The following is a 20,521-nucleotide window of genomic DNA, read 5'->3' on the forward strand; positions in this document are numbered from 1 at the left end:
ATCAATAACAGATCGGACTTATCGTTAAAAATAATAAGAAAAGTGAGGAATGTATATGTTAACAATTGTATCTGGAGTAGGACTTTTATTAATCACACTTGCCGGATTTTCCCTTTTCAGCCTGAAGATGCCAAAGGGACAGCTTGCCATGTCCGGCATGGCTAATGCTGCCGTTGCTACATTTCTGGTAGAAGCTATTCATAAGTATATTACCGGAGATCTGATCGGCATCGATTTCTTTCGTACCGTAGGCGAGACATCCGGAAGTCTCGGAGGCGTCGCTGCCGCAATTCTCGTACCGGTCAGTATGGGGGCTAACCCTGTTCTCTGTGTTGTTGCCGGCGTAGCTGTCGGCGGTTATGGAATCCTCCCTGGCTTTATTGCCGGCTATCTGATTGGAATGATAGCACCGGTAATCGAAAAGAAATTACCGGAAGGAATCAATATCATTGGCGGCGCACTGATCATTGCTCCTCTCGCACGTATCATCGCCCTGACTGTAGATCCTGCCGTAACGGCGCTTCTGACTCGTATCGGCGGAACAATCAGCGCTGCAACAGACCAGTCCCCGATCGTAATGGGATTCTTACTTGGCGGAATCATGAAGATGATATGTACTTCTCCGCTCAGTTCCATGGCACTGACCGCAATGCTTGGTCTTACCGGTCTTCCTATGGGAATCGCCGCAATCGCCTGCGTAGGCGGTTCATTTACCAATGGAATCATCTTCTCCCGCCTGAAGCTTGGAGATAAGAGTAATGTGATCGCAGTTATGCTGGAGCCTTTAACACAGGCTGACATCATTACTGCCAATCCGATTCCAATCTATAGCTCCAACTTTTTCGGAGGTGGATTTGCCGGAATAGCTGCTGCAGTCTTTCATATTGTTAATAATGCACCCGGAACTGCTTCTCCGATTCCAGGACTTCTGGCTCCATTTGCCTTCAATTCACCGCTTAAGGTCGTTCTGGCGATCGTCTTTGCGATTATCGGCGGAACTGTAGCCGGATTTGTTGGAAGCACAGTATTTAAAAATCGCATTCAGGAGAGCACATCCTCAGAAAACGAATCTGAGTTGTCATCTGAGATGCCTGAACTTGAGTACTAAGAGTACATTCCTGATTCCTTAACTCTTTGTATATTATGAAAAAAGGACCATTGCAGAATCCTTAAGATATCTCACATGGAGTATATCTTGATTTTGCAATAGTCCTTTTTTCTTTATTCTTCTCTTCTTAAGATATCATATATGTCAGCCGCCTCATCAAGCTCCACATACAATACCTGTTTTGGATGCGGTGCACTCTCCTGTTCTTTTCCCTCCTCATTCAGGATTCGTTTTACCCGCACTTTGATATTCCTTCCATCCGGTTTCATAATCTCAACCGTCTCTCCGACCGAGAACTTATTTCTCTGTTCGATACGGCATAGTCCTTCTCTGACTTCTCCTACAATACCCAGATACGTATATTCTTTGATATACGTGTTGCTGTCATAGATCTGACTTTCTTCGCCCGGTTTTCCAAAATAAAATCCCGTTGTAAACTGACGATACGTACAATTGGAAATCTGTTCCTGATACCATGGCATATTATCGCGATACTTTTCTGGATCTTCAAGATAATCATCAATTGCCTTTCGATAGGTTCTTGCCACTGTTGCCACATAAAGAGCTGTTTTCATCCGCCCTTCTATCTTGAAGCTGTCGATTCCTGCATCAATCATCTCCGGAATATGTTCGATCATACACAGATCTTTGGAATTAAAGATATACGTACCACGCTCATTCTCATATACCGGCATATACTCACCCGGTCTGGTCTCCTCGACAACCGCATATTTCCAGCGGCATGGATGAGTACAGGCTCCCTGATTGGCATCTCTTCCGGTAAAGAAGTTACTCAGAAGACATCTTCCGGAATAAGAGATGCACATCGCACCATGGATAAAGCTTTCAATCTCCATCTCCTCCGGAATATGATCCCTGATCTCCCTGATCTCTTTCAGAGACAATTCTCTTGCCGTCACAACTCTTTTGGCTCCCTGCTTCCACCAGAAATTAAAGGTGCCGTAATTCGTGTTATTTGCCTGGGTACTGACGTGCCGTTCAATCTCCGGGCAGATCTCCTTTGCCATTTCAAAGATTGCCGGATCTGCAATAATCAGTGCATCCGGTCCCATCTCCTTCAATTCTTCCAGATATTCTCTGACTCCCTCCAGATCCGCATTATGTGCCAGGATATTCACTGTAACATGTACCTTTGCTCCGTGCTCATGTGCAAATGCAATTCCTTCCCTCATGTCATCTGCCGAAAAGTTCTTTGCTTTTGCGCGCAGGCCAAATGCCTCACCGCCGATGTACACTGCATCCGCACCAAATATAACCGCCGTCTTCAATACTTCCAGACTGCTGGCAGGGATCAATAATTCCGGACGTCTGTTCTTCATCTTTCTATCTCCTTGTATCTTTATTTTTTTACACTCAGTGCCACTCCATCTCCCAAAGGCAGGATAGATGTCTGCAGTTCTTCCTTATGCTTCAGTTCGTAAAGATACTCCCTCATACGACTGTGAATGGTACGGTTTCTTCTCTCCACCGCATATCTGGATTCAATGATGTCTCCATCCTGCAGCACATTATCTGACACCAGAATTCCTCCGGGTTCCAGCAGACGGATCGCCTCCGGCATATAATGAATATACTGTCCCTTGGCAGCATCCATGAAGATAAAGTCATATGACCCTTCCAGAGACTTCATCACCTCCAGAGCATCCCCTTCGATCAGCGTGATCTGATCTTCCTTCCCGGCTCTCCTGAAATTCTCCCTTGCAATCGGAATTCTTTTTTCATACTTTTCAATTGTCGTGATATGTCCCTGTTCCGGAATATATTCACTCATCAGAATTGCTGAAAATCCAATCGCCGTACCTACTTCCAGCACACGCAGCGGCTTCTTCATCATCAGAAGCACTTTCAGAAAGCTCTGTGTTTCTTTTCGAATGATCGGCACAAATGTGTCCAGCGCCTCCTGTTCAATTTCTTCAATCAAAGGCTTCTCAGGAGATTCCAGCGAATGAATATATGTTACCATTCTCTCATCAACTATCAAAAAAAGCACCTCATCTTCACAATATAGGGATTGCTGCAAAAGATTTTGCAACAATCCCTCTTCCTTTTCTTATACATCCATAATAATCGGTAATACCATCGGTTTTCTCTTTGTCCGTTTCCAGATAAAATCATTCATGGTGTCCCGAATTACCAGTTTGATCTTGCTCCAGTCAGCATTGCGCTGATGGTTCAGACAATCCTCTACTGCATCTGTCACAATATTTCTTGCCTCTTCCATCAAGCCCTCAGACTCCCGCACATATACAAAACCTCTGGATACAATATCCGGTCCCGCAAGCAGCTGGTTACTTCCCTTTTCCAGAGTCAGCACGACAATCAGAATTCCATCCTCTGCCAGGTGCTGTCTGTCACGAAGTACAATATTTCCAACATCGCCGACACCGAGACCATCCACCAGAATCTCTCCCGTGTGTATCTTATCTACAACCTTTGCTTCCTGATCACTGACCTCCAGAACATCTCCTGACTTCAGAATGAAGATATTGTCTTTCGGAATTCCAAGATTTCTTGCAATTGCAGCATTTGCTTTCAGATGACGATACTCACCATGTACCGGCAACGCATATTTTGGCTTCACCAGTGAATAGATCAGCTTCAGTTCTTCCTGACATGCATGCCCGGATACGTGTGCATCCTGGAAGATGACATTCGCGCCTTTTGCAGACAGTTCATTGATCACCTTCGAGACAGACTTTTCATTTCCCGGAATTGGATTGGAACTGAAGATTACTGTGTCGCCCGGCATAATCGTAACCTTTTTATGCACGTCTGCTGCCATACGGGATAACGCCGCCATAGATTCTCCCTGACTTCCCGTCGTGATCAGCACCGTCTTTTCCGGCGGATAATTTTTCATCTGATCGATCTCAATCAACGTATTTTCCGGTACATTCAGATAGCCCAGTTCCTGTGCAACCTGAATGATATTGACCATACTCCGTCCTTCTACCACAACTTTACGATTATACTTACATGCAGAATTGATAATCTGCTGCACACGGTCTACATTCGAAGCAAATGTAGCGATAATAATTCTCGTATTCTGATGCTCTGCAAAAATATGATCAAATGTAATTCCAACGGTACGCTCTGACTGGGTAAATCCCGGACGCTCCGCATTGGTACTGTCTGACATCAGAACAAGAACTCCTTTTTTTCCGATCTCCGCAAAACGCTGCAGATCAATAGCATCGCCATATACCGGCGTATAATCCACTTTAAAGTCTCCGGTATGAACAACAATTCCGGCCGGTGAATAGATGGCCAGAGCCGCCGCATCCTGAATACTGTGATTCGTCTTGATAAATTCGATTCTGAACTGTCCAAGGTTAATAGACTGTCCGTGTTTTACCACTTTTCTTCGGGTACTGCGCAGCAGATTATGTTCTGTCAGCTTCTTTTCGATAATACCCATCGTCAGCTTTGTCGCATAAATCGGAAGATTCAACTCGCGTAATGTATACGGCAGTGCACCAATATGATCCTCATGGCCATGAGTAATTACAAATCCTTTTACTTTCTGAATATTCTCTTTCAGATATGAAACATCAGGAATCACAAGGTCGATTCCAAGCATATCTTCTTCCGGGAAAGAGAGTCCGCAGTCCACGACAATAATACTGTCTTCATATTCAAAGGCAGTAATGTTCATTCCGATCTTTTCCAGACCCCCGAGTGGAATGATTCGCAATTTTCCATTATTCTCTTTTTTCAAATTTACACCTCCACGTGCTTTTCCGTACTTGCCTGTTTCAGGCATTCCTGACACTGTCCATAGAATTTTAATTCGTGGTCCAACACATGGAATCCCATCTCACTTTCAATCCGACTCTCTAATTCGTCCAACAAGTCGTCCTTAAACGGGATCACCTGTCCGCATCTCCTGCACACCAGGTGATGATGATGGTGTCTCTCTTCCCCATCATAAAATTCCCCTATCTCATAACGCGCACACCCGTCATCAAGACTGATGCGGCCCACCAATTGCATTTCTAATAACAGTTGTAGCGTCCGATAGATCGTTGCCAGACCGATCTCCGGATAGTCTTTTCTTACAAGTTCATAGACGTCCTCTGCAGTCATATGTCTGTCCCGATGTGCTGCAAGTACCTCTAAAACCAGTAATCTCTGATTTGTTACTTTCAGACCTTTCTCTCTCAGCATTTTTCTAAATTTCTCTTCACTGATAGACATAAAAATTACCTTTCAATCTCAACATCCTCAAGCAGTTCTTCAAAAACTTTCGAAATAGCAGTCAGCTCCACATCATCTTCTACAATCTCATACACGCTTTCTGCCGACTGAGCAGCAGATGTATCCTTAAGGATCAGGCATTCCGCATCTTCCTCTTCGGAATCCGTCACCAAGATATATGATACACCACTCACCATGGTCTGTTCCAATACAAAAAATTCTACTTCTTCATGCATTTCTTCGGACATGAACTTTATCTTTTCCATACCTACACCTCTGAATCGCTTCCGATTCCCTATCTGCTTACGACAATGAATCCAAATATCCCTGCAATATAAAAACTGCCGCAATCTTATCAATATACTTCTTGCGGTCTTCTCGCCTTACCTTATTCTCAATCAAAGTACGTTCTGCTTCCACTGTAGTCAGACGTTCGTCCCACATCACAACTTCCCGTCCGGTACGTCTTTTCAGCATCTCTCCAAACGCGATCGCCTTCTCTGCCCGTTCTCCAATATCATTATTCATATGCTTTGGCAGTCCCAGAACGATTATTTCTACCTGATACTCTTCAATCAGTGCCTCAATACGGGCACATGTCTTACGCAGCTTATTCTCTTCCTTGCGGCATATGGTCTCCACAGCCTGGGCTGTGATCCCCAGAGGATCACTTACTGCCACACCGACCGTTTTGGAACCATAATCAAGTCCCATGATTCTCATTGTCATTATTCCCAATCATTATGCTTAATATACGTTTTAAGCATCTCTTCTACCAATTCGTCCCGTTCCATCTTCATGATCAGACTTCTTGCCCCGTTGTGGCTTGTAATATATGTCGGATCCCCTGACATAATATATCCCACAATCTGGTTCACCGGGTTATACCCTTTTTCACTTAATGCTTTATATACAATTTCAAGAATATCTTTTGCCTGAATCTGCGGGCCGCTTTCTACCTGGAAAAACTGGGTGCTGGATAAATCTTTCATATACTCACGTCCTCTCAAAATACTTCATAGTTTATTCTACATGATACATCATAAAATTTCAATGCATTATTTGCAAATGACTCTCAATTTGTACATTTACCAGCTGATTGGAAAGATCCTCTGCACCTTCTATTCCTACCTTTACATATTCTTTTGTATGTCCGGTCTGATAGACCTTCCCGTCTACACAGGTCTCTTCTTCCATCAGGACTTCCTGTGTCGTACCTATCAGCGTTTCTTCATATGCTTTCTGTTTTTGTCTGCTAAGTTCCAGAAGCTCTGCGCTTCGTACTGTCTTGATCTGATCCGGCACCTGATCCGGCATCACAGCTGCTTTTGTACCCTCTCTTCTGGAATATTTGAATACATGCGTTTCGTAAAAATTCACCTTATCAACAAATGCTTTTGACTGTGCAAACTCTTCCTCTGTTTCTCCCGGAAATCCCACAATCACATCGGTTGTAAGTGCCGGATTATGGAAATACTTCCTGAGAAGCATGCACTTATCATAATACTCATCTGCCGTATATCTACGGTTCATCCGCTTCAGTGTTGCATCACAACCGCTCTGCAGTGACAGATGAAAATGCGGACAGATCTTAGGGAGTTGTGACAGCGTCTCTGCAAATTCTTCTGTAATAATTCTTGGTTCAAGAGAACCCAGGCGGATTCGGTGAATCCCTTCTATCTCATGGATAGACAATATCAGTGATAACAGATCATCTCCCGTGTCCACCCCATAGGAACTCAGATGGATTCCTGTCAGGACAACCTCTTTGTAACCATTGGCAGCAAGTCCTTTTACCTCCTCCAGAACACTCTGACGGCTTCTGCTCCTTACTCGTCCTCTCGCGTACGGAATGATGCAATAGGAACAAAACTGATTACATCCATCCTGCACCTTGATATAGGCTCTGGTATGCTCTGCCGTTCTGGAAAGATGCAGCTCCTCATATTCTTTCTCATGATTGATATCCAGAACTTCTCTGCTCTTTACCTCTTTTTCCCGCGATGCTCCTGCCTGGCTGCGCTCGTTCATATATGCTTCCAGAATTGCAACAATATCTTTTTTCCGATTATTTCCCACTACAATATCGATCACATCATCCAGTTCTTCCTTTTCCGCCTGTACATAACACCCACAGGCCACCACGATGGCATCTGGATTCATCTTTCTCGCACGGTGCAGCATCTGCCTGGATTTACGATCCGCCATATTCGTGACCGTACATGTATTGATGATATAGATATCTGCCTCCTCCTTAAACGGGACGGTCTCATAACCGTTCTTTTCAAGAAGTTCCTGCATTGCTTCCGTCTCATATGCATTTACCTTACACCCAAGGTTGTGTAACGCCACTTTCTTCATATGTTTTTATCCTTTCTATACAGATTGTTGTAACATCTAACGAAAAATCCCAAAATTCTTTGGCAATTTGTTCCTTGACTTTTGTACCCCTGACTTTTAATATATCTATAGAACACGAAAAGAACTCAAGGAGGGTATTTCCAATGAAAACAGTACAAATTTCTTTAAATTCAATTGACAAAGTAAAATCATTCGTAAACGATATCACAAAATTTGATCATGACTTTGATTTAGTATCAGGAAGATATGTAATCGATGCAAAATCCATCATGGGTATCTTCAGTTTAGATCTTTCCAAACCGATCGACCTGAACATTCATGCTGATGAAAACATCGATACAATCATGGAAATGTTAAAACCTTATCTGTGTGAATAATCTATTTGAAAGAAAAGGGCTGGCCTATTAAGGAACAGCCCCTTTTTTCATATTTATTTTACTTCAATGATCTCAACTGTATCAATAGCTTCTTTCATGAGATCATCGATCTTCTCTTCCAGTTTTTCTTCAGAACGGCGAATCACATCAATGTTTGGCTTTGTCACCGGATGCTTTGCAACAAAGATCGTACAGCAGTCTTCAAACGGCTGAATCGATGTTTCATAAGTATCGATCTTCTCGGATACTTCTACGATCTCCTGTTTGTCAAATCCAATCAGCGGACGGTAAACCGGCATGGTGCATACATCATTGGTTGCCGCCAGACTCTGCATGGTCTGACTTGCCACCTGCCCGATGCTCTCTCCCGTAATCAGACCGAGACATCCGTCTTCCTTTGCAAAATGTTCTGCAATCCGCATCATATACCTTCTCATAATGATTGTCAGCTCATCATGTGGGCACTGATCATAGATATATAACTGGATATCCGTAAAGTTCACTACATGCAGTTTGATCGGTCCGGAATACTTTGCCACCTTCTTCGCAAGATCTACCACTTTTTGTTTTGCACGTTCACTGGTATACGGAGGTGCATGAAAATACGTTGCTTCAATACCGACTCCGCGCTTGGAGATCATATAGCCGGCTACCGGGCTGTCAATTCCACCGGAAAGCAGCAGCATCGCTCTTCCATTCGTTCCCACCGGCATTCCGCCTGCTCCCGGAATAATCTGGGAATATACATAGATCTCATTTCTGACTTCGATATTGACCATTACATCCGGATGATGCACATCCACACGAATCTCCGGGAACGCATAAAGAATTGCCTCGCCAAGATCACGGCTGATCTCCATGGAATTCTTTGGATAAGACTTCTTCGCACGTCTGGACTCTACTTTGAATGTAAAGTTCTTATCTTCATACATCTCATCCATATAAGCAACCACATCTTTTTTCAGCTGCTCAAATCCCTGATCTTCCATGCGGACTACCGGGCAGATCCCCACCAGTCCGAACACCTTTTTCAGATGTTCCACAGTATCATCATAATCGTATTCACCTTCACAGTCCACATAGATTCTAGCCTGTGACTTATATACCTGAAATTCTCCATCTACATCTTTCAGGGCATACCGTACCTGTCTGACGAGCGCATCCTCAAACAGATGTCGGTTCTTTCCTTTAATTCCTATCTCACCGTATTTTAATAAAAATGTATGAAATCTCATCCTTCTGATTCCTCTCTCTATTCTAATGTCTGGTATATTTTCTAAGCATTGGTACTATATTATATAGTGCATCCAGTGTATAGTCAATCTCTTCTGGCGTAGTAAATTCTGACAAACTGAAACGAAGCGTCGCATCCAGAAATTCCTGCTTTGCACCAATTCCTTTTAATACGCCGCTGATCTGTGGATGATTGGATGCGCATGCAGAGCCCGCGGACACATAGATGCCTCTGTCTTCCAGCGCATGCAACAGTACCTCACTTCGAATTCCAGCAAAGCCGACACTGATAATGTGTGGTGCCGAAGTCTCATCGTACAGTCCGTGGATCGTCGTGTTTTCAATCTGGCTGACGCCTTCTATGAAATGCCCTTTTAAGCTTCTCATCCGCTCCACTTTCTCATCCAGATTCTCGTAGATGGTCTTTGCAGCTAACGCAAGTCCCGCCGTACCCGGAACGTTCTCCGTACCGGAACGCATGTTTTTCTGATGTCCGCCACCATAGATAATCGGACGAATCTTTACATGTTCCCCGATATACAGTGCGCCGACTCCCTTCGGTCCATGAATCTTGTGACCGCTGATCGAGCACATATCCACCTTCAGTTTTTTCGGGTATATACGATATTTGCCAAATCCCTGAACAGCATCCACATGGAACAGAATATTCTTATTGTATGCTTTTACGATACTTGCAGCCTCCTGAATCGGCTGCACAGACCCCACTTCGTTGTTCACATACATCACAGAAACCAAGATCGTCTCCTCGCACAGAGCATCTTTCAGTGCATCCAGACGGATTCTCCCATACTTGTCTACCGGAAGGTATGTGACACGATATCCTTCTTCCTCTTCCAGAAACCGCATGGCATTCAAAATCGCCGGATGCTCAATCGAAGATGTAATCAGATGCTTTCCTGCACGTTTATTAGCCCTCGCCGCTCCAATCACTGCCAGATTATCACTTTCTGTTCCTCCGGAAGTAAAAAAGATCTCCTTTTCCTGTACCTTCCAGATCTTAGCCAGAGTTTCTTTGGCTTCTTTTATATACTTTTCCGCTGCCACACCCTTCGCGTGCATGGAAGACGGATTGCCGTAATCTTCACACATTACCTTCTGCACCAGTTCTGCCACACTTTGATATGCCTGCGTTGTTGCAGAATTATCTAAATATACTTCTTTCATGAATCGCACTTCCTATTTTTCTCTTTCTTACTATCAGATTATGTGATTACCCTTCCAGGTGGAACATCAGAACGGACAGAGTCGTAAGTCCTGCTGTCTCAGTCCTGAGAATTCTTCTTCCCAGTGTGATAACTCTTGCCCCACAGTCAATCGCTCTCTCAACCTCTTCCTGTTCAAATCCACCTTCCGGTCCGATGAAAATCCCGATTGACTGTCCCGGACGGATCGTATCTATAATCCGCTTTGTCTCCTGCATGCCATCTGCCAGCTCATATGGAATCAACACCACATCCAGCTTCCCTGCATACTCCAGTGCTTTCCGGTAATTCATAACCGAATGTACTTCAGGGATATATCCTCTTCCAGCCTGCTTTGCTGCGCTTTCTGCAATCTGCTGCCATCGTTCAACTTTTTTTGCTGCTTTTTTTTCATCCAGCTTCACCACACACCGCTTTGTTGCTACCGGAATCACCTGATAGACTCCGAGCTCCACTGCTTTCTGCACGATCAATTCCATCTTATCCTGCTTTGGAAGTCCCTGAAACAGATAGATACGGGAAGGAAGCTCTGTATCCACAAGCCCCCTTTCCAGAATCTTCAGAATCGTAATATCTTCTCCATATTCCTGCACAGCACACCGATACGTCCGATTGTTGCCATCACTAATCATAACCTCTTCTCCCACGCGCATGCGCAGAACATTCTTCATATGGTTCACGTCAGAACCTTCAATATAGACCCTCTCTTCCTTCACCTGATCCGGTGTCACAAAAAAATGCTGCATGGCGTCTCCTAATTCTTTCTTGCAGTTACAGATACCCATTCACCCTGATGGTGAACCTCCAGGACTTCCATACCTGCCTGTTTTATTGCATCCACAACTACTGTCTCTTTCTCGTCAATAATACCGCTGGTGATATAGATTCCACCCGGTTTCAGTTGATGAAGGATCACCGGTGTCAGCGGAAGCAGAACCTCTGCCAGGATATTTGCCGCTACGATATCGTATTTCTCATATCCAACCTGATCCTGTATCTCCTTCTGATCGATGATATTGCCGATCATCACCTCATACTGACTCCTGTCTATTCCATTTGCTTCCATATTCTCGTGAGTCGCATCAATGGCACACGGATCCAGATCGGTTCCCACAGAATGCTTTGCGCCGAACTTCAGAGCAAGCATTCCCAGAATTCCGCTTCCGCATCCGACATCCAGGATCTCTGTATCCGGCGTTACATACTTCTTCAGCTGACGGATACAAAGCTGTGTCGTCTCATGCATTCCGGTTCCGAAAGCAGTTCCCGGATCGATGTGTATCACCATCTTATCGCTGTCCTTTGCTTCCACCTTCTCCCAGGATGGAATCACAAGAATGTCATCAATATAAAACTGATGGAAATACTGCTTCCAGTTATTCACCCAGTCGACATCCTCCGTCTGAGATTCTTCAATTGTACACTCCCCGACATTCAGATAGCTTCTCATCTCTTCCAGCTCTTTTCTCACATTCAGAAGAATCATTCCCTTGTCATCTGATTCATCCAGGTAGAATGTCAGATAAGCTGTTCCGTCATCTTCCGGTATGTCCGGCAGAATATCCACAAACATCTGCTCCTTATCGGACTGTGTCAACGGAATCTTATCCTCAATCTGTACTCCTTCGATTCCAAGATCCATCAGCATACTGCTGACAATATCTTCTGCTTCTGTCGTTGTTTTTAACCGAAACTGATTCCACTTCATACTCTGCTTCTCCTTTATCTTATATCATTCCCAGGTGCTCCAGAAGGATCTTGCATCCCAGCAGGATCAAGATCACACCACCTGCAATCTCCGCCCTCGACTTATATCTTGTTCCGAATACATTGCCTATTTTAACACCTGCGGCGGATAAAGTAAATGTAATTACTCCAATAAAACAGACTGCAGGCACAATATTTACCTTTAAAAATGCAAATGTCACGCCGACTGCAAGTGCATCAATACTGGTAGCCACCGCAAGGCCAAGCATGGTCTTTACATCCAGCGAATCATCCGTCTCTTCACATTCATCACAGGCTCCCACAGCTTCTCTGACCATATTGGCACCGATCAGCGCCAGCAGAATGAAGGCGATCCAGTGATCAATGGATGTAATGATATCCTTAAACTGTACACCCAGGATAAAACCGATCAACGGCATCAGTGCCTGAAAGCCTCCGAAATACACTCCCACCAGTGCTGCTTTCGAAAATGTGCATTTCTTCATGGCCAGGCCCTTACAGACAGACACTGCAAATGCATCCATGGACAATCCTACTGCAATCAGAAATAATTCCACTAAGTTCATAATTTCTCTCCTTTTCCAGATGTGTAAAAAAAAGACCTATCCGCAGCATATATAAACCGCGGATAAGTCTCATCATTTAAAGTAATGCCAGATGCCTGCGGCATCAGTATGTTGACAAAACTACGCATACAGCGCCAACTACTCCCTTACCGTTGATGTTAATTATACGAATGAATCGGAAGGTTGTCAATCATTTTTCTCAATAAAACGTTGCCATTCTTACGCAGCGTATTCTCTATTCTTCAAAGAACAGATCCAGATCCACATTTCCCTCCACTTTGCAGTCTTTCACCCCCTGTTACAGATTGCTAAACCCACTTCAAGAATCCCTGATCGCAGTATTCAGATCCGTCTCCACCTCATCCAGTTCCGTCAGGATCTCCTGATGCTGTTCTTCAACCAAAAGTTTTTTATTGTATTGATAGTATTTTGCACAGTCATTTTCTTTCAAAAACCAGATGCTGTAATAACCGGTATTAAGTTCTGTCACAAAGGATACCATCTCCTGACTGTCGCCAAATGCATCCTCCATAAAGTCAAATACATGCTCCAGAGCCTGCATGGCCGCATCCACGGCATATTCCCGTTCCTCCACTCTCCTCTGGAATTCTTCTTTTACCCGTGCAAATGCCTCTTCCCCTGTCAGATGTTCTTTTCTCGTCAGCTGGTCATACTCTTCCAGTGTGTCTGTTACCCGTCTCCGGATCTGATCTTCCAGCTTTGTCATCTGCTCCGCTTTCCGAAGCTTCGCATAAGTATCTCTGGCATCGCTGACAACCAGCGTAAGTTCAAGGCTTTCCCTGTACGTTCTCAGATACTCATACAGCATTGTCACATACTGATCTTCCAGATATGCCGCCTTGAAAAAGGTTCCCAGCCTTCCAATGAGCATATTCACAACACTGAGTCTCTCGTCAAATGATGCATATCGAAGCTGTTCCAGTGTCTCCTTGCTGTAGCAGCCTTCCACAATTTTCTCCAGTCCGTAATCCTTTTTATACTTTTCATATAATTCCAGATAATTTGCAAAATCCTTCGCAATCTTCCAGTGCTGAATGTATTGATGCACCACTTCACGATCCGCCTTTTTCCCAAGTATCTCATAGGCCTTCAAAAGCTGTGACAGGTCTTCCCATCCCCTTGCGGTAGCAAATATTTTTCCGTCTACCGTTGTTTCCATCCGGTAAAAATGATCTTTTCGAAGTTCCAGATACGCAAGAATTGCCGGATGAATCTCTGCCTGATAAGCATACTCTCTCCACACACCGTAATTTTCTTCCACATCAATCTTCCGGATTCGATCCAGGGTCACCACATCAAACTCACGGACAGACTTATTGTATTCCGGAGGATTGCCTGCAGCCACAATGATCCATCCATCCGGAACCTTCTGGTTACCGAACATCTTGCATTGCAGAAACTGCAGCATCGTCGGAGCAAGCGTTTCCGACACGCAGTTGATCTCATCCAGAAACAGGATCCCCTCTCTGACTCCTGTCTTCTCTATCTTTTCATACACAGAAGCAATAATCTCACTCATTGTATACTCTGTCACCGAACAGGTTTTCCCACCATAGCTCTTTTCCTGAATAAACGGTAAGCCGATCGCACTCTGCCTCGTATGATGCGTGATCGTATAAGATACCAGACCGATTCCACACTCTCTGGCAACCTGTTCCATAATCTGCGTCTTTCCGATTCCCGGAGGACCCATCAGAAGAATCGGACGCTGCCGAATAGCTGGAATCATATAATCCCCATACGCATCCTTTTTCAAATATGCTTCTATGGAATCCTGAATCTCCCGTTTCGCTCTCTTTATATCCATGCTTTTTCTCCCTTCACATCCTGCTCTGTCTCTTCTGCCTCCAGTATAATCTTCATCGCCCAGGACGGCACATCCACATCTTCATAATCTTCTTCCATAAATACAAATGCAGTCTCATACGGCGGCATTTTCGCCGGATAGACACCCCGACCGTCTGTAAAGTAGATCAGTCCCTTCAGTCGTTCAAATGCATGTGCTTCAATCAGCTGATCTACATATGCAAATGCCGGTCGAAAGTCTGTCCCTCCTTCTCCCCGAAGTTCCAGATGCTCCATGTACTTCTCAAGTTCTTCCTTGCAGGTAATCTTCTGATCAGTATGAACCTGATCATCACACTGGATGACGTGAATATTCACTTTATGAAAAAAGCTGTCATGTTCACTCAACACACCATACGTTTCCTCCAGAAACTTCTTCACCAGTTCTCCGGAACAGGACATGGAGGTATCGATCACAATGACAAATTCTTCCACTTTCTGAACTTCCTTCCATTCCTGCGGCTCGATCAGTGGCATATTGCCATACAGAGACAGTCCGTAGCTGTAAAACACATAATCAAATGCATCCGGATCCACTGCCACCTCTTCTTTTAAAACTGCAAATTTTCTCAAAAACTGACGATAATCATATCTCTCTCTGTTCTCCACCCTGACCCAAGCGGCTAGATCACCGGATGCAGACGAAGCTTCCTGTGAGAATGTCTCCATATCCGTTTCCATCTGCTCACTGATACTTTGCCATTGATTCTCGATCTGACTCTGTTTTTTCTGTTCATCATCTTTTGGCCAGTAGCTGTGATCATCCATCCGGAATTCCTGTTCCAGCCTTCTCAGTTCCTGCTCATTCATCTTCCATTCTCTGAGAGAACCATATACTTTTTCCGCAGTCAGTACCTTTCTCTCTTTTACAAGCTTTCGATACGTTTCTCTGCGCAGCAGAGAACGACTTTTCAGCAGGCATCTGTGCTGCATGCTGTCAATCATGGATTCTGTCACAATATCACAGGAAAGATCATACAAACGTTCCATACGCCCGTTTCTCCGGATCATATGCCGGAAGATTCCATGCAGAACAAGATGCAGATAGCGTCTGTTTACTTCTGTTCTGCTATCCCGGTACAGACCGCCCAGATACTGTGGATTATAATACAGATACAGCCCGTCCGTCCCAAGTCCGTCTGCCCCGATATCCATTACAAATACAAGACTGCTCAGTGCCACATCCAGAAAGCGCATCTTCATATAGAGTTCATTTCTGGATACTGCAAGTATCTTTCGGCTAACTTCTTCCAGTTTTTCTTCGGTTGTCCTGTTATAATTCAAATCTCTTTTTCTCCTTTGGAAAACGTTTATATTTCTCATCCATAAGATAGCTGAGGATCTCTGTTTTTCTCTCACCAGATGCTGCTTCGATAGCACCATCCATTGCATTCTCGTTCCAGTATCCTTCTTTCCCAAGATACGCAAGCCCTTCATATGCTTCTTTTGTGACCAGATACCTTCCCGCCTCTTCTGTATGCTCTCTCAGCCACAGTTGATAAGCCTTTTTTTCCTTTTCCCCAAGATCATATGGATACATCAGACGACTCAGAACCAGTTCTGCTGTTGTCCGGACCTCCTCCTCCGCTATCGTATGAAATAGCATCTCATCGTATTTTTTATAATCCAGTTCCCGATTATAAAAGCACTGGCGATAATATCCACCGGCACCATGATGATGTGTTACCAGAATTCTCGCAGGTGTATTTTCCACCGCTTCTTCATAATGTTCCGGAAACAGGATTCTTGCCTCTTCCCCTTCTTCATAATATAGAAGAATTGCCCGGATCTGATATCGCATCTCATCTACAATCGATTTCAGGCAGCTTTTTTTCCCATGCAGAAAGTGAATCTCCACATCCGATATATGGCAGCCTGTAAGCGCTCCTCCTCCCATATCCATAAGACTGTCTGCAAGCTTTAATCTTGTAAGATGCCTGCATCGATAAAACGCATATCTCCCGATCTCCGCAATCTGAAGCGGAAGCCATACTTCTGTCAGTTCCGACCCGCAGATACGGTGCCGTTCCTGTGAATAATCCGCACTTTTTCCCAGCCAGATTTCATCCCCTTCATCCTCATGATCCATGGCAAATGTATAAGAATCCAGTGCTGTGACCGGTTTTCCTTCGATGTTATCCGGCAGAACGATCTGGCCGTCCGTTCCATAACACCCGGTAATCATAATTCCATTTCCGATTGCCCGATAATGAATCTCCGGACAGATCAGTTCTTCCTGTTTATTCCATATTCTGTCTTCCCGCATGTTCTATCTGTCCTTTATTAATAATATCCTTTCCACATATTCAGGTACATATGACAGTTTGTCTGAAGATTCAGCCATATGTTTCGCATATGTCCCATTCCCGGCGGATTGTCTGCCGCTGCCATCACATACGAAAGCCCCGCTCTTCTCGCATAATGATCTGCTTTTCGAAGATGCCACCCATTCGTTACAACTACACAGTCTTTCCATCCAGAGTTTTTCATAATCCGCGCAGCATATTGAAGGTTATGATACGTGCTGACAGCATGCTTTTCCTCAAAAATACAAGTCTCCGATACGCCTTGCCCAACTGCATACTTTTTCATCACTTCTGCTTCCACATACTGGTTATGCACGGCACCTCCTGACAGGATCAGATATCTGACTTTTTTTTCTTTCCACAGCTCAACAGCTTTATCCACACGACTTTTCATCATAGCAGACGGTTTCCCATCTTCCTCTGCACAATAACCACATACAACAGCACAATCATAATGATCCTGCTCCCACCGTTTTTTGGGAGCACGAAACATCATACAGAATAGAAATATGTTTATAAGCATACATTCCGCTACAATCCATCCAAGCACATCCGTTTTTTTCTTCATCCCATTATCCTTTCCCGTTCCAGAAATAATCTTTTTTCATTCTACTATGCCTGACCGGATATTTCAAGAAGTGACGGATGTGAACTGTGTTGCAAGTCTTCGGTACTATTCTATCCTCCGGTTTCATATAATAATAAAAATCATTTTCCCCGGTGGTCTATGCTTTCAAAAAAGAACTTATCCAAATGCATACTGCTCCTCTTTCTATACATATTCTGTTTTCTGGGAGGAAGATTTGCCGCCTGTCTTTTTCCCTTATCTTCTTCTGAATCAGCTTCTGCCACACCGACTACTTCTTATGCTTCTACATCCATCCTGTCGGAAACCGAAAACTGGGGGCTGAGTTTTCAGGAAGAGGGGCAGACGCCCGTTGCCAATGCAACCATGGAGGATCTGGAAAAACACCATGCATATTATGCAGAAAACACGAACAATAAGGTGATCTACCTGACTTTTGACTGTGGATATGAAAACGGAAACACAGAAGCCATCCTGGATGCTCTCAAAAAACACAACGCCCCTGCCACTTTCTTTGTAGTCGGCAATTTTCTGGAATCCGAACCGGATCTGATCAGAAGAATGGTCAGGGAAGGACATACCGTAGGCAACCATACCTATCATCATCCCGACATGACACAGATCTCCTCAGAGGAGGATTTTCAAAAAGAATTAACTTCTGTAGAAGAACTTTATCAAAAAGTGACCGGAGAATCCATGCCAAAGTATTACAGACCTCCCCAGGGAAAATACAGTGAAGACAATCTGGAAATGGCTGACAATCTCGGATACCGGACATTTTTCTGGAGTCTTGCATATGTAGACTGGTATGACGATGCACAGCCGACAAAGGAAGAAGCCTTCGAAAAGCTTCTGAGCCGAATTCATCCCGGTGCCATCGTATTACTTCATAATACTTCCCGCACAAACGCAGAGATTCTGGATGAACTGCTTGGAAAATGGGAAGATATGGGCTATACGTTTCTCCCGCTTTCCAATCTGTATGCGCCATAAATCATATAAAAAGGAGTGTTACAAAAAAATTGCAACACTCTTTTTTATTTTTCTATTCAACTGTAACTGATTTTGCAAGATTTCTCGGCTTATCCACATCACACCCGCGTCCCACTGCTATATAGTATGCAAACAGCTGCAGCGGAATGATTGCCAGTGAATTTGTAAAATACTTATTGGTCTCCGGAATGTAGATTGCATAATCTGAGGCACGCTCCACATCTGTATTGCCTTCCGTTGTTACTGCCATAACAAATGCACCCCTCGTACGCACTTCTTCCATATTACTGATCATCTTCTTATACAGACTTTTCTGTGTCAATACTGCAGCAACCAATGTTCCTTCTTCGATCAAAGAGATCGTTCCATGTTTCAGTTCTCCGGCAGCATAAGCTTCAGAATGGATATAGGATATCTCTTTCAGCTTCAGAGATCCTTCCATCGAAATTGCATGATCAATCCCCCGTCCGATAAAGAATACATCTTTTGCAGCCAGGTAACGGGTCGCAAACTTCTGTATATTGCCTTTGTTGTTCAGAAGCATCTCAACCTGGGCCGGAAGTGCTTTCAGATCCTCCAGCATATCCGCAAGCTCCGCGTCATTGATCTGACCTCTGACATGTGCAAACTTCATAGCAAGAAGATACATTGCAACAAGCTGAGCAGAATAAGCCTTGGTTGTTGCCACTGCAATCTCCGGTCCTGCCCACGTATACATCACATTATCGGCTTCTCTTGCGATAGAACTTCCGACTACATTCACCACGCCAAGCACTCTTGCTCCTCTTTTTTTAGACTCACGGAGCGCTGCAAGCGTATCTGCCGTCTCACCGGACTGACTGATCACGATCACCAATGTGTTTTCATCCAGGATTGGTTCCCGGTAACGGAATTCTGACGCAATGTCCACTTCTACCGGAATTCTCGCCATCTCTTCAAACACATACTTGCTGGTGTACCCTACATGAGAAGCCGATCCACAGGCAACTACCATGATCTTCTGGATCTTCTGAATCTCCTCATCCGTCATTCCCAGTTCATCAATCACGATCTTTCCTTCTTTCACTCTCGGCGAGAACGTATCTGTGATTGATTTCGGCTGCTCATACATCTCTTTCAGCATAAAATGCTCATATCCGCCTTTTTCAGCCGCGTTGACATCCCATTCAATTCTGGACATCTCTTTTTCAATCGGCTCTTCATCCACATTAAAAAATTCCATGGAATTCTCTGTCATGCGAACAATCTCTCCGTTGTCGATAAAGACAACGTCTCTCGTATACTTCAGTACCGCCGGAACGTCAGATGCCAGAATACTTCCACCTTTGGTTCGTCCAACGATGAGCGGGCTGTCTTTTCTTACCGCATACAGCTCATCCGGATGATCCTGAAATATAATCCCAAGTGCATAAGAGCCTTCCATACGATGCATAATCTTGGTGACTGCCTGAAGCGGATTGCCATTGTAATAATAATCCAGGAGATGAACAATGACTTCTGTATCTGTGTCTGATACAAACTCATATCCATGTGCAACCAGCATCTTCTTAAGCTTCAGATAATTTTCAATAATTCCATTATGTACAACAACAATACTTTTGTCCTTATTAAAATGCGGATGTGCATTCACGTCTGAAGGAGAACCATGTGTTGCCCATCTGGTATGCCCGATTCCCAAAGTTCCCGGAAGGGTCTCCCCATCATGTGTCATTTCACTTAATACCTTCAGTCTGCCTTTTGACTTCACCATATCTATCTGTTTGCCATTGTATACAGCAATTCCTGCGGAGTCATATCCTCTGTACTCCAACTTGGACAATCCATCCAAGAGAATTGGTGCCGCCTGCTGGTTTCCAATGTATCCTACAATTCCACACATAATTATCTGCTCCTTATCTTTAAAATGTTGTACGATTTACCGCTTTTTTTACATTATCATTCTGTATTGTATCAAAC

At 44.2% G+C, this 20,521-nt stretch carries 21 protein-coding genes; 3 read left to right on the plus strand and 18 right to left on the minus strand.

Annotated elements, in window-relative coordinates; genetic code table 11:
* The first annotated feature begins 55 nt into the window (after positions 1-55).
* Entirely contained in the window at positions 56-1,108 is a 1,053-nt protein-coding gene (locus JQM82_RS08235) for a PTS sugar transporter subunit IIC (protein WP_235249646.1), read from the plus strand.
* A 113-nt stretch (positions 1,109-1,221) separates the two neighbouring features.
* On the opposite strand, the gene JQM82_RS08240 is transcribed toward JQM82_RS08235, so the two are convergent.
* The 8 genes from JQM82_RS08240 to mtaB form a co-directional block, all read right to left on the minus strand.
* Entirely contained in the window at positions 1,222-2,448 is a 1,227-nt protein-coding gene (locus tag JQM82_RS08240) for a peptidase U32 family protein (protein WP_235249647.1), read from the minus strand.
* A gap of 20 nt (positions 2,449-2,468) precedes the next feature.
* Positions 2,469-3,110 (minus strand): O-methyltransferase, encoded by a 642-nt coding sequence (locus JQM82_RS08245; protein WP_235249648.1) that lies wholly within the window; start codon positions 3,108-3,110, stop codon positions 2,469-2,471.
* Between the two features lie 69 nt (positions 3,111-3,179).
* Positions 3,180-4,847 carry a ribonuclease J gene (locus JQM82_RS08250; RefSeq protein WP_235249649.1) on the minus strand — a complete coding sequence of 556 codons (1,668 nt, stop codon included), beginning with the start codon at positions 4,845-4,847 and terminating at the stop codon, positions 3,180-3,182.
* Positions 4,848-4,849: 2 nt separating this feature from the next.
* Entirely contained in the window at positions 4,850-5,326 is a 477-nt protein-coding gene (locus JQM82_RS08255; RefSeq protein WP_235249650.1) for a Fur family transcriptional regulator, read from the minus strand.
* A 5-nt stretch (positions 5,327-5,331) separates the two neighbouring features.
* The gene (locus JQM82_RS08260; RefSeq protein WP_235249651.1) at positions 5,332-5,592 is read right to left on the minus strand and encodes a DUF1292 domain-containing protein; all 261 of its coding nucleotides are present in this window, start codon (positions 5,590-5,592) and stop codon (positions 5,332-5,334) included.
* A 37-nt stretch (positions 5,593-5,629) separates the two neighbouring features.
* Positions 5,630-6,049: a Holliday junction resolvase RuvX gene (ruvX, locus tag JQM82_RS08265; RefSeq protein WP_235249652.1), complete on the minus strand. Its 420-nt coding sequence runs from the start codon at positions 6,047-6,049 to the stop codon at positions 5,630-5,632.
* Between the two features lie 5 nt (positions 6,050-6,054).
* On the minus strand, positions 6,055-6,318 hold the full coding sequence (locus JQM82_RS08270) for an IreB family regulatory phosphoprotein (protein ID WP_235249653.1): 264 nt from the start codon (positions 6,316-6,318) through the stop codon (positions 6,055-6,057).
* 58 nt (positions 6,319-6,376) lie between these two features.
* Complete coding sequence (gene mtaB, locus JQM82_RS08275; RefSeq protein ID WP_235249654.1) at positions 6,377-7,687, minus strand: tRNA (N(6)-L-threonylcarbamoyladenosine(37)-C(2))-methylthiotransferase MtaB; 1,311 nt, start codon at positions 7,685-7,687, stop codon at positions 6,377-6,379.
* Between the two features lie 143 nt (positions 7,688-7,830).
* On the opposite strand from mtaB, the gene JQM82_RS08280 reads away from it, so the two are divergent.
* On the plus strand, positions 7,831-8,064 hold the full coding sequence (locus JQM82_RS08280) for an HPr family phosphocarrier protein (protein WP_235249655.1): 234 nt from the start codon (positions 7,831-7,833) through the stop codon (positions 8,062-8,064).
* Positions 8,065-8,117: 53 nt separating this feature from the next.
* Here the strand turns inward: JQM82_RS08280 and thiI are convergent, their stop codons facing one another.
* The 9 genes from thiI to JQM82_RS08325 all read right to left on the minus strand — a co-directional run bounded on the left by thiI (position 8,118) and on the right by JQM82_RS08325 (position 17,554).
* Positions 8,118-9,299: a tRNA uracil 4-sulfurtransferase ThiI gene (thiI, locus tag JQM82_RS08285; RefSeq protein WP_235249656.1), complete on the minus strand. Its 1,182-nt coding sequence runs from the start codon at positions 9,297-9,299 to the stop codon at positions 8,118-8,120.
* A 22-nt stretch (positions 9,300-9,321) separates the two neighbouring features.
* The gene (locus tag JQM82_RS08290) at positions 9,322-10,482 is read right to left on the minus strand and encodes a cysteine desulfurase family protein (RefSeq protein WP_235249657.1); all 1,161 of its coding nucleotides are present in this window, start codon (positions 10,480-10,482) and stop codon (positions 9,322-9,324) included.
* 46 nt (positions 10,483-10,528) lie between these two features.
* Positions 10,529-11,266, minus strand: coding sequence for a 16S rRNA (uracil(1498)-N(3))-methyltransferase (locus JQM82_RS08295; protein WP_235249659.1), 738 nt, complete (start codon positions 11,264-11,266; stop codon positions 10,529-10,531).
* A gap of 8 nt (positions 11,267-11,274) precedes the next feature.
* Positions 11,275-12,228 (minus strand): 50S ribosomal protein L11 methyltransferase, encoded by a 954-nt coding sequence (gene prmA / locus JQM82_RS08300; RefSeq protein WP_235249660.1) that lies wholly within the window; start codon positions 12,226-12,228, stop codon positions 11,275-11,277.
* Between the two features lie 19 nt (positions 12,229-12,247).
* Positions 12,248-12,814: a manganese efflux pump MntP family protein gene (locus JQM82_RS08305; protein ID WP_235249661.1), complete on the minus strand. Its 567-nt coding sequence runs from the start codon at positions 12,812-12,814 to the stop codon at positions 12,248-12,250.
* A gap of 319 nt (positions 12,815-13,133) precedes the next feature.
* Positions 13,134-14,642 carry an ATP-binding protein gene (locus tag JQM82_RS08310; RefSeq protein ID WP_235249662.1) on the minus strand — a complete coding sequence of 503 codons (1,509 nt, stop codon included), beginning with the start codon at positions 14,640-14,642 and terminating at the stop codon, positions 13,134-13,136.
* Positions 14,633-16,003, minus strand: coding sequence for a VWA-like domain-containing protein (locus JQM82_RS08315; RefSeq protein ID WP_334302962.1), 1,371 nt, complete (start codon positions 16,001-16,003; stop codon positions 14,633-14,635). Before JQM82_RS08315 ends, JQM82_RS08310 begins: the two co-directional genes overlap by 10 nt.
* Positions 15,954-16,946, minus strand: coding sequence for a leucine-rich repeat protein (locus tag JQM82_RS08320; protein ID WP_235249664.1), 993 nt, complete (start codon positions 16,944-16,946; stop codon positions 15,954-15,956). The genes JQM82_RS08315 and JQM82_RS08320 overlap by 50 nt, the downstream gene beginning before the upstream one ends.
* Before the next feature lie 17 nt (positions 16,947-16,963).
* Positions 16,964-17,554 carry a YdcF family protein gene (locus tag JQM82_RS08325; RefSeq protein ID WP_235249665.1) on the minus strand — a complete coding sequence of 197 codons (591 nt, stop codon included), beginning with the start codon at positions 17,552-17,554 and terminating at the stop codon, positions 16,964-16,966.
* A 159-nt stretch (positions 17,555-17,713) separates the two neighbouring features.
* Between JQM82_RS08325 and JQM82_RS08330 the strand changes: the two genes are divergently transcribed.
* Positions 17,714-18,565: a delta-lactam-biosynthetic de-N-acetylase gene (locus JQM82_RS08330; RefSeq protein WP_235249666.1), complete on the plus strand. Its 852-nt coding sequence runs from the start codon at positions 17,714-17,716 to the stop codon at positions 18,563-18,565.
* Positions 18,566-18,617: 52 nt separating this feature from the next.
* Here the strand turns inward: JQM82_RS08330 and glmS are convergent, their stop codons facing one another.
* Positions 18,618-20,444 (minus strand): glutamine--fructose-6-phosphate transaminase (isomerizing), encoded by a 1,827-nt coding sequence (gene glmS, locus JQM82_RS08335; RefSeq protein ID WP_235249667.1) that lies wholly within the window; start codon positions 20,442-20,444, stop codon positions 18,618-18,620.
* Positions 20,445-20,521 lie beyond the last annotated feature (77 nt).

Source organism: Faecalicatena contorta, from assembly GCF_021531995.1.
GTDB classification, from domain to species: domain Bacteria; phylum Bacillota; class Clostridia; order Lachnospirales; family Lachnospiraceae; genus Dorea_A; species Dorea_A contorta_A.

What these genes read in the sequence shown, in the direction of transcription:
- thiI (WP_235249656.1), bottom strand. Translation starts at nt 9,299, where the DNA reads ATGAGATTTCATACATTTTTATTAAAATACGGTGAGATAGGAATTAAA.
- JQM82_RS08290 (WP_235249657.1), bottom strand. Translation starts at nt 10,482, where the DNA reads ATGAAAGAAGTATATTTAGATAATTCTGCAACAACGCAGGCATATCAA.
- mtaB (WP_235249654.1), bottom strand. Translation starts at nt 7,687, where the DNA reads ATGAAGAAAGTGGCGTTACACAACCTTGGGTGTAAGGTAAATGCATAT.
- glmS (WP_235249667.1), bottom strand. Translation starts at nt 20,444, where the DNA reads ATGTGTGGAATTGTAGGATACATTGGAAACCAGCAGGCGGCACCAATT.
- JQM82_RS08310 (WP_235249662.1), bottom strand. Translation starts at nt 14,642, where the DNA reads ATGGATATAAAGAGAGCGAAACGGGAGATTCAGGATTCCATAGAAGCA.
- JQM82_RS08330 (WP_235249666.1), top strand. Translation starts at nt 17,714, where the DNA reads ATGCTTTCAAAAAAGAACTTATCCAAATGCATACTGCTCCTCTTTCTA.
- JQM82_RS08305 (WP_235249661.1), bottom strand. Translation starts at nt 12,814, where the DNA reads ATGAACTTAGTGGAATTATTTCTGATTGCAGTAGGATTGTCCATGGAT.
- prmA (WP_235249660.1), bottom strand. Translation starts at nt 12,228, where the DNA reads ATGAAGTGGAATCAGTTTCGGTTAAAAACAACGACAGAAGCAGAAGAT.
- JQM82_RS08240 (WP_235249647.1), bottom strand. Translation starts at nt 2,448, where the DNA reads ATGAAGAACAGACGTCCGGAATTATTGATCCCTGCCAGCAGTCTGGAA.
- ruvX (WP_235249652.1), bottom strand. Translation starts at nt 6,049, where the DNA reads ATGAGAATCATGGGACTTGATTATGGTTCCAAAACGGTCGGTGTGGCA.
- JQM82_RS08315 (WP_334302962.1), bottom strand. Translation starts at nt 16,003, where the DNA reads ATGAGAAATATAAACGTTTTCCAAAGGAGAAAAAGAGATTTGAATTAT.
- JQM82_RS08235 (WP_235249646.1), top strand. Translation starts at nt 56, where the DNA reads ATGTTAACAATTGTATCTGGAGTAGGACTTTTATTAATCACACTTGCC.
- JQM82_RS08295 (WP_235249659.1), bottom strand. Translation starts at nt 11,266, where the DNA reads ATGCAGCATTTTTTTGTGACACCGGATCAGGTGAAGGAAGAGAGGGTC.
- JQM82_RS08280 (WP_235249655.1), top strand. Translation starts at nt 7,831, where the DNA reads ATGAAAACAGTACAAATTTCTTTAAATTCAATTGACAAAGTAAAATCA.
- JQM82_RS08255 (WP_235249650.1), bottom strand. Translation starts at nt 5,326, where the DNA reads ATGTCTATCAGTGAAGAGAAATTTAGAAAAATGCTGAGAGAGAAAGGT.
- JQM82_RS08320 (WP_235249664.1), bottom strand. Translation starts at nt 16,946, where the DNA reads ATGCGGGAAGACAGAATATGGAATAAACAGGAAGAACTGATCTGTCCG.
- JQM82_RS08260 (WP_235249651.1), bottom strand. Translation starts at nt 5,592, where the DNA reads ATGGAAAAGATAAAGTTCATGTCCGAAGAAATGCATGAAGAAGTAGAA.
- JQM82_RS08325 (WP_235249665.1), bottom strand. Translation starts at nt 17,554, where the DNA reads ATGAAGAAAAAAACGGATGTGCTTGGATGGATTGTAGCGGAATGTATG.
- JQM82_RS08270 (WP_235249653.1), bottom strand. Translation starts at nt 6,318, where the DNA reads ATGAAAGATTTATCCAGCACCCAGTTTTTCCAGGTAGAAAGCGGCCCG.